This is a genomic window from Amycolatopsis sp. NPDC054798 (assembly GCF_053611505.1).
In genome coordinates, this window is record NZ_JBSHAM010000082.1 from 1 (window position 1) to 13,679 (window position 13,679).

At 70.6% G+C, this 13,679-nt stretch carries 9 protein-coding genes; 4 read left to right on the forward strand and 5 right to left on the reverse strand.

Going from position 1 to position 13,679, the window contains the following annotated elements:
* Positions 1 to 72 precede the first annotated feature (72 nt).
* Together ACWGIC_RS35070 and ACWGIC_RS35075 are read right to left on the reverse strand one after the other, a co-directional pair.
* Positions 73 to 1,389: an MFS transporter gene (locus ACWGIC_RS35070; protein ID WP_452080224.1), complete on the reverse strand. Its 1,317-nt coding sequence runs from the start codon at positions 1,387 to 1,389 to the stop codon at positions 73 to 75.
* A 190-nt stretch (positions 1,390 to 1,579) separates the two neighbouring features.
* Complete coding sequence (locus ACWGIC_RS35075) at positions 1,580 to 2,329, reverse strand: IclR family transcriptional regulator (protein ID WP_452080225.1); 750 nt, start codon at positions 2,327 to 2,329, stop codon at positions 1,580 to 1,582.
* 127 nt (positions 2,330 to 2,456) lie between these two features.
* Here ACWGIC_RS35075 and ACWGIC_RS35080 point away from each other — a divergent pair, with 127 nt between their 5' ends.
* Complete coding sequence (locus ACWGIC_RS35080) at positions 2,457 to 3,638, forward strand: acyl-CoA dehydrogenase family protein (protein ID WP_452080226.1); 1,182 nt, start codon at positions 2,457 to 2,459, stop codon at positions 3,636 to 3,638.
* A complete protein-coding gene (locus tag ACWGIC_RS35085) occupies positions 3,638 to 4,822 on the forward strand; it encodes a CaiB/BaiF CoA transferase family protein (RefSeq protein ID WP_452080227.1) in 1,185 nt (394 codons plus the stop codon). Before ACWGIC_RS35080 ends, ACWGIC_RS35085 begins: the two co-directional genes overlap by 1 nt.
* A 241-nt stretch (positions 4,823 to 5,063) precedes the next feature.
* On the opposite strand, the gene ACWGIC_RS35090 is transcribed toward ACWGIC_RS35085, so the two are convergent.
* The 3 genes from ACWGIC_RS35090 to ACWGIC_RS35100 all read right to left on the reverse strand — a co-directional run bounded on the left by ACWGIC_RS35090 (position 5,064) and on the right by ACWGIC_RS35100 (position 12,104).
* Complete coding sequence (locus ACWGIC_RS35090) at positions 5,064 to 8,948, reverse strand: Pls/PosA family non-ribosomal peptide synthetase (RefSeq protein WP_452080228.1); 3,885 nt, start codon at positions 8,946 to 8,948, stop codon at positions 5,064 to 5,066.
* 272 nt (positions 8,949 to 9,220) lie between these two features.
* Positions 9,221 to 10,645, reverse strand: a complete 1,425-nt coding sequence (locus ACWGIC_RS35095) for an LCP family protein (RefSeq protein WP_452080229.1) — start codon at positions 10,643 to 10,645, stop codon at positions 9,221 to 9,223.
* 121 nt (positions 10,646 to 10,766) lie between these two features.
* Positions 10,767 to 12,104 (reverse strand): MFS transporter, encoded by a 1,338-nt coding sequence (locus ACWGIC_RS35100; protein WP_452080230.1) that lies wholly within the window; start codon positions 12,102 to 12,104, stop codon positions 10,767 to 10,769.
* Positions 12,105 to 12,201: 97 nt separating this feature from the next.
* Between ACWGIC_RS35100 and ACWGIC_RS35105 the strand changes: the two genes are divergently transcribed.
* Positions 12,202 to 12,687: a MarR family winged helix-turn-helix transcriptional regulator gene (locus ACWGIC_RS35105; protein WP_452080231.1), complete on the forward strand. Its 486-nt coding sequence runs from the start codon at positions 12,202 to 12,204 to the stop codon at positions 12,685 to 12,687.
* Positions 12,688 to 12,748: 61 nt separating this feature from the next.
* Entirely contained in the window at positions 12,749 to 13,669 is a 921-nt protein-coding gene (locus ACWGIC_RS35110) for a hydroxymethylglutaryl-CoA lyase (protein ID WP_452080232.1), read from the forward strand.
* The last annotated feature ends 10 nt before the right edge of the window (positions 13,670 to 13,679 follow it).

Here is a 13,679-nt window from a genome sequence, read left to right on the forward strand (position 1 = left end):
CTGACTGGATCGCCGAATTGCGGTGCACGCCCGGGGTCGTGCACCGCACTCGTACGAGGGCGTCGAACTGGCTCAGTTGAGCGCGTCGCGGCTCTGGTCGGCCAGCGCCCCGAGCCCGATGCACAACGCACCGACGACGAACAACAAGGAAACACCCCAGGTCGCGTGCGTCGCGGACGCTTCCACGATCGCCAGCGCGGCCAGCGGCGCGAGTCCGCCGGACACCGCTCCCCCGACCTCGCGCCCGGTGCCGAGGCCGGTCGAACGGACCTCGGCCGGGAACTGCTTGGCCAGGAAAGCGCCCTGCGCCGAAAGCATCGCCGGGACCACGACGCCGGTCGCGAGCACCAGGCCGAGCCAGATGAACCAGCTGGTGCCGGTGTCCAGCAGCCAGAAGAACGGGAACGCCAGCAGTCCGGTCGCCACCGCACCGGCGACGACGACCTTCTTCGCGCCGACCCGGTCGCTGAGCCATCCGGCGATCGGCACGGTCACGATGGCCATCGCGCTCGCGATGCTGATTCCCAGCGCGCCGATATTCGCCGGGACACTGCGGAAATTCGTCAGATAGGCGAGCGAGAACGTCTTGAACACATAGCTGACGCCGTTGTAGCCGATGGTGATCACCATGACCACGGCCAGCGCGCGCCAGTCGCTGCGGAACAGCTTCACCAGCGGCCGGTTCGCCCATCCGCGCGGCCGGTTTTTCTTGCTCCGCACCAGGTTCTCGAACTCCGGGGTTTCCGGGACCCGGCGGCGCACCCACAGTCCGACGCCGACGAGCAGGAAGCTGGCCAGGAACGGGATCCGCCAGCCGAACCCGTGCAGGAACTCTTTGTCCAAAGTGGTCAGTCCGGCGACGGCGAGCGACGAGACGAGCAGCCCGACGTTCACCCCCAGCGCGGGCCACGATCCCTGCCGCCCGCGGTTGCGCGGATCAGCGTGCTCGTAGGCGACCGCGATCGCGCCGCCGAACTCCGCCCCGGCGCCGAGTCCTTGCAGCAGCCGCAGCACCACGAGCAGCACCGGCGAGAGAAGCCCGGCGCTCGCGTAGCTGGGCAGCAGCCCGATTCCCGCCGAGGAAACGCCCATCAGCACGAACGTCCAGGACAGCACCTTCTTGCGGCCGATCCGGTCGCCGAGCGCGCCGAACACGATGCCGCCGACCGGCCGGGCCAGGAAGCCGACGGCGAACGTCGCGACCGAGGCCATCGTCGCGGCCGCGTCGTTGCCGGGCGGGAAGAACACGTGGCCGAACACCAGTGCGGCCATCGACGCGTAGAGGTAGAAGTCGAACCATTCGAGCGCGGAGCCGACGATCACCGCCACCCCGACACCGCGCGGGGCTTTCCGGGTCGTTCCGACGCTGTCGTCCACAACACTGGGCATGGTCCTGCTCTCCGGAACTGGGGCACAGGCGAGCGGAAGCCGGCCGGCGCGCGCCATTGCGTGCGTATTTGGGAACGCTTGATGCGTATATCCGGATGCTAAGAGGGTGCGGGCGTGCCGGTCAAGGGGCTGGACCGGGCCTCGTGAGTGCCTATGCCGGTTCTAACCGGCATAGGCACTCACGAGTTGGTCAGCCCTGGCGCGCGGCTTCCCAGCGCTTGACGACCGCCGCCGTGATGCCGGCGAGCGCGTCTCCGATCTCGGGAAGGCGTCCGGAAATCCGCGTGGTCGGGCCCGCGACCGCGATCGCCGCGACGACTTCTCCGTCGACCAGGATCGGCCGCGCCGCCGCGCTCACGTCGGGCAGCGTTTCGCCGCGGTTGAGCGCGACGCCCTCGGCGCGGACGGTGTCGAGTTCGTCCATGGCAGCCCGCACGCGCTCGGCGTCCGGGAGCACCGACTGCAGGTACGTCTCGCGCCGGCGTGCCGACCAGTACGCGAGGAAGATCTTGCCCGCGCTCGGCGGGTACAGCGGCCGTCGCGTGCGCAGGGGTGCCGAGTAGCGGATCGGCTGCTCGGACTCGACGGCGTCCACGTAGATCAGCGAATCCCCGACCGCGGCGCCGAGCATCACCGTTTCGCCGAACCGGCGGCGCAGCTCCTCCAGCGCGGGCCGGGCCGCGGTCGCGATGCCGGGCAGGCCGCCGGTGAGCAGGTTCCCCAGCGCGGGGCCGAGCCGGTACGTGCCGTCGGCCTCGATCAGATAGCCGGTCGACACCAACCCCTTGACCAGGCCGAACACCGAGGATTTCGGCGCGTCGAGGGCGACCGCCAGCTCGTGCAGCCGCATCCCGGGCTGCCGCGCGACGCATTCGAGAATGCTGGTGACGCGGCCGACCGTCCGGTGCGCCTTGGCCGTCGACCCGGCCGCTTCCGCCATGTCAGTCTCCCCTGCGTTCGTACATGCGAACCCTATCGCGGCGTCCGCCCCGCACGGCGCTTGACCGGAGCCGCGCGCCGCCTTACGTTGGACGTATATCCGAACTTAGCGTTCTCATATACGCACGATGGAGAGCAGCACTGTGGACTTCCAGCTGAGCCAAGACCAGGAGGACATCCGGCGCGCCGTGCGCGAGCTGGCCGCCCGGTTCCCCGACGAGTACTGGGCCGAACGGGACGAGCGAGCCGAGTTCCCGCGCGAGTTCTACGACGCGTTCGCCTCCGCGGGCTGGCTCGGCATGGCGATCCCGGAGGAGTACGGCGGCGGCGGGCTCGGCATCCTCGAAGCCGCGCTGCTGCTGGAAGAAGTGGCCGCGTCCGGGGCCGGGATGAACGGGTGCAGCACGATGCACCTGACGATCTTCGGGCTGAACACGATCGTCAAGCACGGCAGCGAGGAAATGCGCCGGGAGATCCTGCCCGGCGCGGTCGACGGTTCGCTGCACGTCTGCTTCGGCGTGACCGAACCGGACGCGGGCACCGACACCACGCGCATCTCCACCTTCGCCCGCCGCGACGGCGATTCCTACGTCGTGCACGGCCGGAAGGTCTGGATCACCAAGGCGGGCCAGTCGCAGAAAATGGTGCTGATCGCCCGCACCACGCCGCGCGACGAGGTGGAGAAGCCGACCGACGGCATGTCCCTGTTCGTCGTCGACATCGAGTCCGACGCGGTGCAGCTGCGCGCGATCCCCAAGCTCGGCCGCAACGCGGTGTCGTCCTACGAGGTGCTGATCGACGGCCTGCGGGTGCCCGAATCGGCGCGCGTCGGCGAGGAGGGCAAGGGCTTCCGGTACCTGCTCGACGGCCTCAACCCGGAACGCATCCTGCTCGCCCACGAGGCGCTCGGCATCGGCAGGGCCGCACTGCGGCGCGCGGTCCGGTACGCCGGGGAGCGGCAGGTGTTCGGCCGTCCGATCGGGCAGAACCAGGGCCTGGCGTTCCCGCTGGCCGAGGCCGCGACCCGGCTCGACGCGGCGGAGCTGATGGCGCGCAACGCCGCCTGGCGCTACGACAACGGCCTGCCGGCCGGCAAGGAGGCGAACATGGCGAAATGGCTGTGCGCGGACGCCGGGTTCCAGGCCGCCGACCAGGCGATCCAGACCCACGGCGGGATGGGGTACGCCCGGGAGTACCACGTGGAGCGCTACTTCCGGGAGGCGCGGCTGCTGCGGCTCGCGCCGATCAGCCAGGAAATGGTGCTGAACTACGTGTCCCAGCACGTGCTCGGGCTGCCGAGGTCGTACTGATGGGCGCGCTCGACGGGCTGCGGGTGCTGGACCTTTCGCGGGTGCTGGCCGGGCCGTACTGCACGCAGATGCTGGCCGACCACGGCGCCGAGGTGATCAAGGTCGAATCGCCCGCGGGCGACGAAACCCGGGGCTGGGGGCCGCCGTTCCTTTCCGAAGGAACCAGCGCGTACTACGCGAACCTCAACCGCGGCAAGAAGAACATCGTGCTCGATCTGTCCGGTCCGGACGGTCGCGAACTGCTCGGCACGCTGCTCGCCGGCGCGGACGTGGTGGTGGAGAACTTCAAAGCGGGCACGCTCGCCCGCTGGGGCTGGCCGGACGAGACGATCCGGTCGGAGCATCCGGCGCTGATCCATTGCCGGATCACGGGTTTCGGCACCGACGGGCCGCTCGGCGGACTGCCGGGTTACGACGCGGTGCTGCAAGCGTACGGCGGGCTGATGAGCGTCAACGGCGAAGCCGACGGGCCGCCGTTGCGGATCGGCGTGCCGGTGGTCGACGTGGTGACCGGGGTGCTCGGGTTCTCCGGAATCCTGCTGGCGCTGCACGAACGGGCGCGGTCCGGGCTCGGGCAACTGGTCGACTGTTCGCTGCTGGACACCGTGATCAGCTTGCTGCACCCGCATTCCGCGGCCTGGCTCGCCGACGGCGCGGTGCCGCGGCGGACCGGTTCGGCGCATCCGTCGATCGCGCCGTACGAGACTTTCTCGACAGCGGACGGGCTTTTCTTCGTCGGCGCGGGGAACGACCGGCAGTTCGCGGCGCTGGCCGAGGTGCTCGGTGCGCCTGGGCTGGCGGCTGATCCGCGGTTCGCTTCCAACGCCGAACGGGTCCGTAATGTGGGTGCGTTGCGGGCTGAGCTGAGTGTCCTGATCGGACAGCACAACCGGGAATCTTTGGCACAGATGTTGCTGGCGAAGGGAGTTCCGGCTTCTCCGGTGCACGACATCGCGGAGGCGATGAACGCTCCGCAGGTGCGGCACCGGGAAATGGTGGTCGAGCGGGACGGGTATCGCGGGGTCGGGGTGCCGGTGAAGTTGGGGCGTACGCCGGGCTGCGCAGCCGAATCGCCTCGGCCGCCGGGGGCGGATACGCGGGAAGTGCTTGCTGCGGCGGGGCTTTCCGGCGAGGAGATCGAGCGGGCCCTGGAGAGAGGGGCGGCGCAGGTCGGGCTTGCGTAGGGGGCTCGTGCGTGTTTACGCCGGTTAGGGCGCACCGCGTTCCGGCTACCTACGTGCGGGCTCAAGCACCCCAATGCCACATTGGGTGCGTCTGACGCACCCAATGTGGCATTCGGTGCGTCACATGCACCCAATGCCACATTGGGGCGCACTATCGCCTCTCGACCCGAACAGCCGGAGGTTCCCGCCTCGTGAGTGTTCATCCCGGTTAGAACCGGCACAAACACTCACGAGCCAGCCTTCACTGCCAGGGACGGACCGGCGTGCCGCGCCACCGGGTGCGCTCGGGCAGCGTCTCCCCCGCCATCACCAGCGAACCCGAACCGACCGTCGCCCCGGCCGAAACCCCGCTGCCGGGCAGCTGGAACGCGCGCGGGCCCAGCGTCGCGCCGGGGCCGAGGCGGACCGGGTCCAGCCGCATGACGCGGTCGTGGAACAGGTGCGTCTGCAGCACGCAGCCGCGGTTCACCACGGCGCCGTCGCCGAGGTGGACGAGATCCGTTTCCGGCAGCCAGTAGCTCTCGCACCAGACGCCGCGGCCGATGCGGGCGCCGAGAGTCCGCAGCCACCAGTTCAGCACCGGCGTGCCGAGGAACGATCCGGCGAACCACGGGACCGCGAGCGTCTCGACGAAGGTGTCGTACAGCTCGTTCCGCCACACGAAAGCGCTCCACAGTGGATGCCGGCCGGGCCGGAAACGGCCGACCAGGGTCCATTTCGCCAGCGTCGTCAGCAGCGCGGCGACGAGACCGGCCGAAACGAACACCGCGGGCGCGAGCGCGGCGGCGACCCAGAAGCCGTCCGCGAGGTCCACTCCGGCCAGCACCGCGGTCACGGCTAGTCCGAGCAGGCCCGCGATGAGCAGCGGGGCGATCCGGCAGAACTCGACCAGAGCGCGCGCCGCTTTCAACCGGCGCGGCGGCGCGAAAGTGCGGGCGGGGTCGACGGTGTCGGCAGTCCGCCGCAGCTCCAGCGCGGGACGCCCGAGCCAGGACGTGCCGTCCGGGACGTCCGCCGGGGTGTCGGACAGGACGCCGACGAGCGAGCCTGAGCCGAGCGTCCGGTCCGGGCCGACGACGGCGGAGTTGCCGACGAACGCACGCTCCCCGACCTCCGAGACGCCCAGCCGGACCCAGCCGCGGTCGAGTTCGTAAGGTGCGGCGAGGACGTCGTCGGCGAGAAACGCGCCGTCTCGCACCCGAAGCAACGAAGGCAGACTGAGCACAGTGGACAGTTCGACGCCTCGGCCGATTCGCGCGCCCAGCAAGCGCATCCACACCGGAGTCGCGAGCGCCGCGTAGAGCGGGAACAGCTGCCGTCGCGCGATTTCCAGCAGCTCGTGCACGAACCAGGCCGCCCAGCCTGCCCGGCTGAGCACCGGATAGGTCCCCGGCCGCACGGCCAGGCTCGCCAGCCGCACGAGCACGACGATCGTCAAGGCGTACACCACGATTCCGGCGAAAACGAGCAGTGGCGTCCACGGCAGGATCGCCAGTGCGGCGCCGCGGGCGTCGTCCGCCGCCGGGATCAGCAGGAGCGAGACCACGATCAGCGGGAGCGCGGACACGAACATGAACACCGACCGCAGAGTCCCGCCGAGGGCGAAGGCCAGCGAGTACCGCTTGGCGCGCGGTGCCGTTCCGGTCGGCCGCGCCGGACGTTCCCCGGACGGTCCGGCCGGGGAACCGCCCCAGACCGCGCCGTCCGGCACCCGGGTGTCGAGCGTCGAGCCAGGCAAGAGCACCGATCCGGCGCCGAGATCCGTGTCCGGCAGCAGCGTGCTGCGTCCGCCGACGCGAGCACCGGCGCCGACCTGGACGCGGCCGATCCGCAGCACCGGACCGTCCAGCCACCAACCGGCCAGGTCCGCTTCGGGCTCGATCGCGCATCCGTCGCCGAAGTCCGCGAGACCGCTTGCCGGCGGCGGAGAATGCAGATCGACGTCCCGGCCGACGCGATTGCCGAGCAGCCGGGCGTACGGCGCGGCGAGCGGCGTGCCGGCCACTCCGGGCGGGCCGATCACGGCGGCGAACCGTTCGGCCGTCCACAGTCGCAAGTGGACGAGGCCGCCTCGGCGGTACTCCCCTGGCACCAGCTTTCCGCGCAGTACCCGCACCCCGCCCGCGGCGAGCAGCATCCGGCCCGGCGGGCTCAGCAGCACCAGCCACGCGGGCACGAGGATCCACCACGACATCCGCGGCAGCCACTGCACCGGCAGCACCAGAGAAACCAGCGCACCGAGCAGCGAAATCGAAAGCAGCCACCGCATTCCGGACAGGGCAAGCAAAACCAGCTGCACCCCGGCCTGCCACCATCCGCTGCCGCGCACCGCGGCGACCTGCGGCTCTTGCGCCACGACAGTTTCGACCGGCGCTCCGGCGAGGCGTTCGTACAGCTCCCGCGGCGTCGGGCAGGAGTACACATCGGACACCGCCGCGGTCGGATACCGCTCGCGCAGCACGGAAACAAGCCTCGCGGCGGTCACGCTCGATCCGCCGAGATCGAAGAAGTCGTCGTCCGGCCCGACCGCGGTCCCGAGGTGTTCGCTCCACACCTGCACCAGCCACGCCAGCTTCGGATCGGAGGGCACTACCGGCGCGGCGGCCGGTTCCTCCAGCGGCCAGGGCAACGCGTCACGGTCGAGTTTGCCCGACGCGCGCACCGGCAGCTCCGGCACCAACGCCAGCCTTGGCACCAACGCTGCCGGAAGCTGGTCCCGCAGGCGGCTCCGCGCGGCCACTCGATCGAGGCCCTCGCCTTCCGGCACCACGTAGCCGACCAGCACCTGCGCACCGCTGTCCGTACGCCGCACCACTGTCGCGGCCGCGGCGACACCCGGCAGCGCCCGCAGCGCGGCGTCGATCTCGCCCAGCTCGACGCGCCGTCCGCCGATCTTGACCTGGCCGTCCGCGCGGCCGACGAACTCCAGCCCCTCCGGCACCGCGCGCACCAGGTCGCCGCTGCGGTACGCCCGGCTCCAGCCGGGCCCCGGCAGCGGCACGAACTTCTGCGCGTCCTTGGCCGCGTCGAGGTACCGGGCGAGCCCGGCGCCGCCGATCACCAGTTCGCCGGTGCGGCCCCACGGCACCGGGATTCCCGCCGGGTCCTCCGGGTCCACGACCGCGAGTTCCCAGCCGTCGAGCGGCAGCCCGATCCGCACCGGTTCGCCCGCGCGCAACCGCTGCGCACACGCGACGACGGTGGTTTCCGTTGGGCCGTAAGTGTTCCAGATTTCCCGTTTGCCGTCGTCGAAGCGCGTCACCACCTCCGGCGGGCACGCTTCGCCGCCGAGGATGAGCAGCCGGACGCTGGCCAGAGTGTCCACTGGCCACAGTCCGGCGAGCGTCGGCACCGTCGACACGACCGTGACGCCGCGTTCGACCAGCCACGGCCCGAGGTCGGCGCCGGCACGGACCAGCGAACGCGGAGCCGGGACGAGGCAGGCGCCGTGCCGCCACGCCAACCACATTTCCTCGCACGAAGCGTCAAACGCGACACTCAGCCCGGCCAGCACGCGATCGCCCGGCCCCAGCGGCCGCACCGGGCAGAACAACCGGGCCTCAGCGTCCACAAAGGCCGCCGCCGCGCGATGGGTGACCGCGACGCCCTTCGGTTTGCCGGTGGACCCGGACGTGAAGATGATCCAGGCGTCGTCCTGCGGTTGCGGACGGACCCGCGGCCACTGCGGTCCGCGCGACTCCGGCAGTCCCGCGTCGCCGAGCACCAGGCTCACCTGGGCTTCCGTCCACACTGTCTCGGCACGGTCGGCCGGATCGTCGGCGTCGACGGGGACATAAGCCGCGCCGGTGGCAAGAACCGCGAGAATGCTGCGGTACAGCGCCGCGGTGCCGGAAGCCATCCGGATGCCGACCCGGTCGCCCGGCACGACCCCGGCGGCACGGAGCCGCCCGGCGAGTTCTTCGGCCTGTGCGGCGAAATCGCGGTACGTCGCCCGCTCGGCGCCGTCGTCCAAAGCGAGTGCGTCCGGGTGCCGGCGCACCGTTTCGAGGAAAATGTCGTAAAGGGTGCGCGCGGCGGGTGCGGGACCCGCGCGGTAAACCGCCGTCGCCTCTTCGGCGAACCTCGCGGGCGCGGCTGTGCGCGCCCGATCCGCGTCCAGCGTCACAGGAAAACCTCTTTCCAGGAGAACAAGGAGTCACGAAACCGGCCTGCTTCCACTCAACAATGAGCGGCGTGAGACCGGATTGAAGAAGCAGCGCCATTCCCAGGCGCTGGAATCGGAACAAGAACAGATATCGGGCAATCCGCGGGCCGCGACTGTGGGACCGCTCACCCGAGCCCGGACGCTACCGGACAAATGGCCGCCGGCGTCACTCGGGAGAGTTAATTTCGGAATTCGTTCTCAACGGGTTCACAGGATCGTTGTGCTTCTCCCGTTCACCGCACGCAGGGCACCCCGCCTCCGGACAATTCGTCGGCGGGCGAAACCGGGGCGACCGGAACCGGATCGGCCTTTTCCCGGAAGTCGGCGCCGAGCACCAGTTTGAGCTCCCCCGCGGCGAGCGCGCCGTCGTAACCCACGGCGTATCCGCCGCCGAGCGCGGCGACGAGCTTCGCCGCCGACGCGGAATCCCCGCGCCCGTAACGGACCACGGTGTGATGCGTGTGCCGCGCGCTGGACGAACGTCCGGCACGGTAACCGCGCGACGGAAGCGTCTTCAGCACCCGAGCGGCCGCGCCCTCGCGGCCGCTCGCGTTCACCACGTCCACGGCGGGCCCGGCTGTCGCGGCAGGCGGCGGCGGGACCGTCCGGCCGAGCAGCCGGGCCGCGGCGGCGCGGATTTTCTCCGGATCGACAATGGCGACGTCTTCGCCCCGGGTGTCTTTTTCGAACCGTTCGACCGGAAGCGACGCCAACGTCAGATCCCCGCCCGCGAACGATTCCGCCTGATGCGCCAGCGCGTTGAGGTCGAGCCCGGAATCGACGGCGATGTTCTGTTTCGCGACCGAAACCAGCTGGCCGAGTTTACCCAGGTCGCCGAACACCTGGTCCTCTTTCAGCTGATGTGCCAGCGAGACGAGAAACGCCTGCTGGCGGCGTTCCCGGTCCAGGTCGGTGAACTCGTGCTGCCCGTCGCGCCGCTGCCGCACGAAAGCGAGCGCCTGCGCCGCGGAAATCCGCTGCTGCCCGCCCGGGAAATCCGCTCCCGACGAGCTGTCGCGCGTGCTTCCGGCCAGGCACACCGTGATCGGCTCCACGACCTGGGCGAGCTGGAAGAACCCGACCAGGGTGACTTCGACGAAATGGTCCACCGCGACCCCTCCGAGAAACTGGCGCACCGTCGCGACCTCTGCCGCGCGGCCGGCGTCGCGGGATTTCTGCTCGCGAGCCGCCTTCCCGGTGACGCCTTGCGCCGCGAGACGGTGGGACTCGGCGGCGAACGCGTACCCGTAAGCCTCCTTGATCCTGCCCCGGCACACCCCGTCCGGACAGCCGGCGAGGTCGGTGTAGTCGTCGCGCGGGATCGAGATGACCGTCGGATGTCCCCCGTCGGCCGGGACGTGCAGCAGCATCAGGACGTCGGCGTGGTAGCCGCCGTCGTACTGGTCTCCCGCGTGCAGCTGCTCGTACAGCCCGGCGGGCAGCGGTTCGCCCCGCTCGTCGAGCCGCGAATCGAGTCCCATGAGGAGGATGTTCGTCTCCCCGCCCGGCCGGGCCCGGCCGTCGAGCGCGGTGGACGTCGTCACCCCGGACAGCAGCGCGCGCAGCTCGGCCCACCCGTAGGCGGCCCCGCCCAGCAGGACGGCGACCAGTGCGACCACGCCGATCCGCTCGGCCCAGTGCCCGTTCGCGCGTTCCATCGCCCACCGCTCCTCCCTCCGGCGCACCCGGTCTACTCCGGGGTTCCTGTGAGAGCGATGAGAGAGCGGCTTCCGCCGAGGTCGCGGCGGCGCGCGGCCGCGAACGTCACATTGTGGAGGGTCAGCGCCGCCGTTCGCGAAGATCGCCGGGCCGGACTCCGACCAGGAGCACCACCACGGCGAACAGGACGATGCCCGCGCTGATCTGCAGCCCCAGCGACAGGCTCCCGGTCGAGGATTCGATGAACCCGAGCAACGACGGCGAAGCCGCGGCCGCGAACGACCCCATCGACGTCACCACCGCGATCCCGGTGGCCGCGGCCCGGTCGGTCAGGTAGATCGACGGGATCGAGTAGAACACCGTCAGCCCGGAGTAGTGCGCGGCCGCCATCACCGCGAGCAACAGGATGACCACCACGACGCTGTCGCCGGACACCGAGATCGCCAGCATCGCGAACGCCGCCACGATCCAGCTCGTGCCCGCGTGCCAGCGCCGCTCCAGCGTGCGGTCGGAATGCCGGCCGACGAGCAGCATCACCACGATGCCGAGCAGCGGCGGGATCGCCGAGAAGAAGCCGAGGTTCAGCACGTTGCCGACGCCGGCGTTGGCGATGATCCGCGGCGTCCAGTACGAAACTGCGTTCGCCAGGGTGTACGCGCCGCACGCGCACAGCCCGAGAATCCAGACCTTCGGGTCGCGCAGGGCGAGCAGCAGTCCACTGTGCTTCTCAGTCGCCGGTCCCTTGTCGCGCCGGTCCGCTTCGAGATCGGCGCGCACGGCCGCTTTCTGCTCCGGAGTGAGCCACTTCGCCTGCTCCGGGCCGTCAGTGACGAACAGCAGCACCAGCCCGGCCAACAGGATCGGCGGGATCCCCTCGATCAGGAACAGCCACTGCCAGTCCGCGAGCCCGCCGACACCGCCGAGCGAGTGCATGATCCAGCCCGACATCACCGAGCCGAGCGCGCCGGACACCGGGATGCCGATGAAGAACACCGCTGTCATCCGCGTCCGCCGCGACGACGGGAACCACAGCGACAACAGGTACAGCGCGCCGGGGAAGAACCCGGCCTCGGCGACGCCGAGCAGGAAACGCGCGGCGTAGAACATGATTTCGTTGTGCACGAACATGGTCACCACGGTCATCACGCCCCAGGTGGCCATGATCCGGGCGAGCGTCTTGCGCGCGCCGATGCGGGCGAGCAGCGCGTTGCTCGGGACTTCGAACAGGATGAAGCCGACGAAGAACAGCGTGACGCCGAGCCCGTACACCGCGGGCCCGAAACCGAGATCCCGTTTGAGGCCCTGCTGCGCGATCCCGATGTTGGTGCGGTCGATGTAGCTCACGACGTAACACAGCACCAGCAGCGGCATGACGCGCCGGGCGATCGTGCGATAGGTCGCTTTGCGGTCGACAGCGGCAGTTGCCGGAGCGCCGGTGACAGCTGATGGTTCGGCCACGGCTGAGACTCCTTCGTCCGGATCGGGCGAGAGGCAGTCTCCGCATCAAGTGTTGAGTTTGTCAACACCGGACAGGTAACGGCTACGATGTCCGGCCATGGCCGAACGCGCAGACGGACACGAACTGGTCCCCATCTCCGGACTGCTGTCCTACCGGCTCTCGCGCACGTCGTCGGCGATGTCGCGCAGCGCCGCGGTGCGCTACCGGCGCGACTTCGGGGTGAGCCTCGGCGAATGGCGCGCGATCGCGCTGATCGCGGCCGACCCGACGCTCACGCTCAACCGGCTCGCCCGCCGCGCCGGACTCGACAAAGCGCAGATGAGCCGGGTGGTCAGCCGGCTGACCGAGCGCGGGCTGGTGAACCGCACGGCCGGGTCGGGGCGCACCTCGCAGCTGGCGCTGACCGCCGAGGGCACCCGGGTGTACCGCGGCCTGATCACCGCCGCCAACGAGCGCGACGCGGACTTCCTCGCCACCCTCACCGGCGAAGAGGCCCGGGTGCTCGACCGCGCGCTGGACAAGCTGGCCGAGCACGCGCTGGCCGTCGAGGAGAGTGAGCGGGCTCACCCGGCCGCCGAGTAGTGTTGACTTTATCAACACCCTCGCGTACTCCTGGAACCACCGACGAGGAGGTGGGCCCAGGATGTCCGACGCCGTCACGATCTGCGAATGCTTCGCCCGCGACGGGCTGCAGCACGAGCCGGAGCCCGTGCCGACCGCGACGAAAATCGCGCTGCTGAACTCCTTCGCGCGCACCGGTTTCCGCCGGATCGAGGCGACCAGCTACAGCCATCCGGTGCGGGTGCCCGGGTTCTCCGACGCGTCCGAGGTGCTCGCCGGGGTCGACCGGCGCCCGGGCGTCGCGTTCAAGGCGACCTGCCCGAACCCGCGTGCCGTCGAACGCGCTCTCGCCGACCTCGAAGCCGGGCACGGCGCCGAGGAACTGAGCCTGCTGGTGTCGGCCACCGAAGCGCACACCGAACGGAACCTGCGCACCACACGCGCCGGGCAATGGGAGCGCGTGGCCGAGATGGTCGAACTCGCCGGCGGACGGTTTCGCCTGGTCGGCGTGGTGTCGGTGGCGTTCGGCTGCCCGTTCGAGGGCAAGGTCGACCCGGGCCGGGTCGCCGAGGACGTCGCGCGTTTCGCCGGACTCGGCGCGAGCCTGGTGACTTTGGGCGACACCACCGGGGTCGCGACGCCGGGCTCGGTGCGCGCGCTGTACACCCGGCTGTCGCGCGAAAACCCGGGCCTGCCGCTGGTCGCGCACCTGCACAACACGCGCGGAACCGGGATCGCGAACGCCGTCGCCGCGCTCGAAGCCGGCTGCCGGCACTTCGATTCCGCGATGGGCGGCGTCGGCGGGCATCCGGCGAAAATCGGCTACGGCGCCGGGCTCACCGGCAACGTGTGCACAGAGGACCTGGCCAGCCTGTTCGCCGCGATGGGCGTCGACACCGGCCTCGACCTCGACCAGCTCGCCGCGGCGTCCGCGGCCTGCGAAGAAGCGCTCGGCCGGCCGCTGCACAGCATGGTCGCCCGCGCCGGCTTCGCGTCCGCCTGACTTTTCTTTT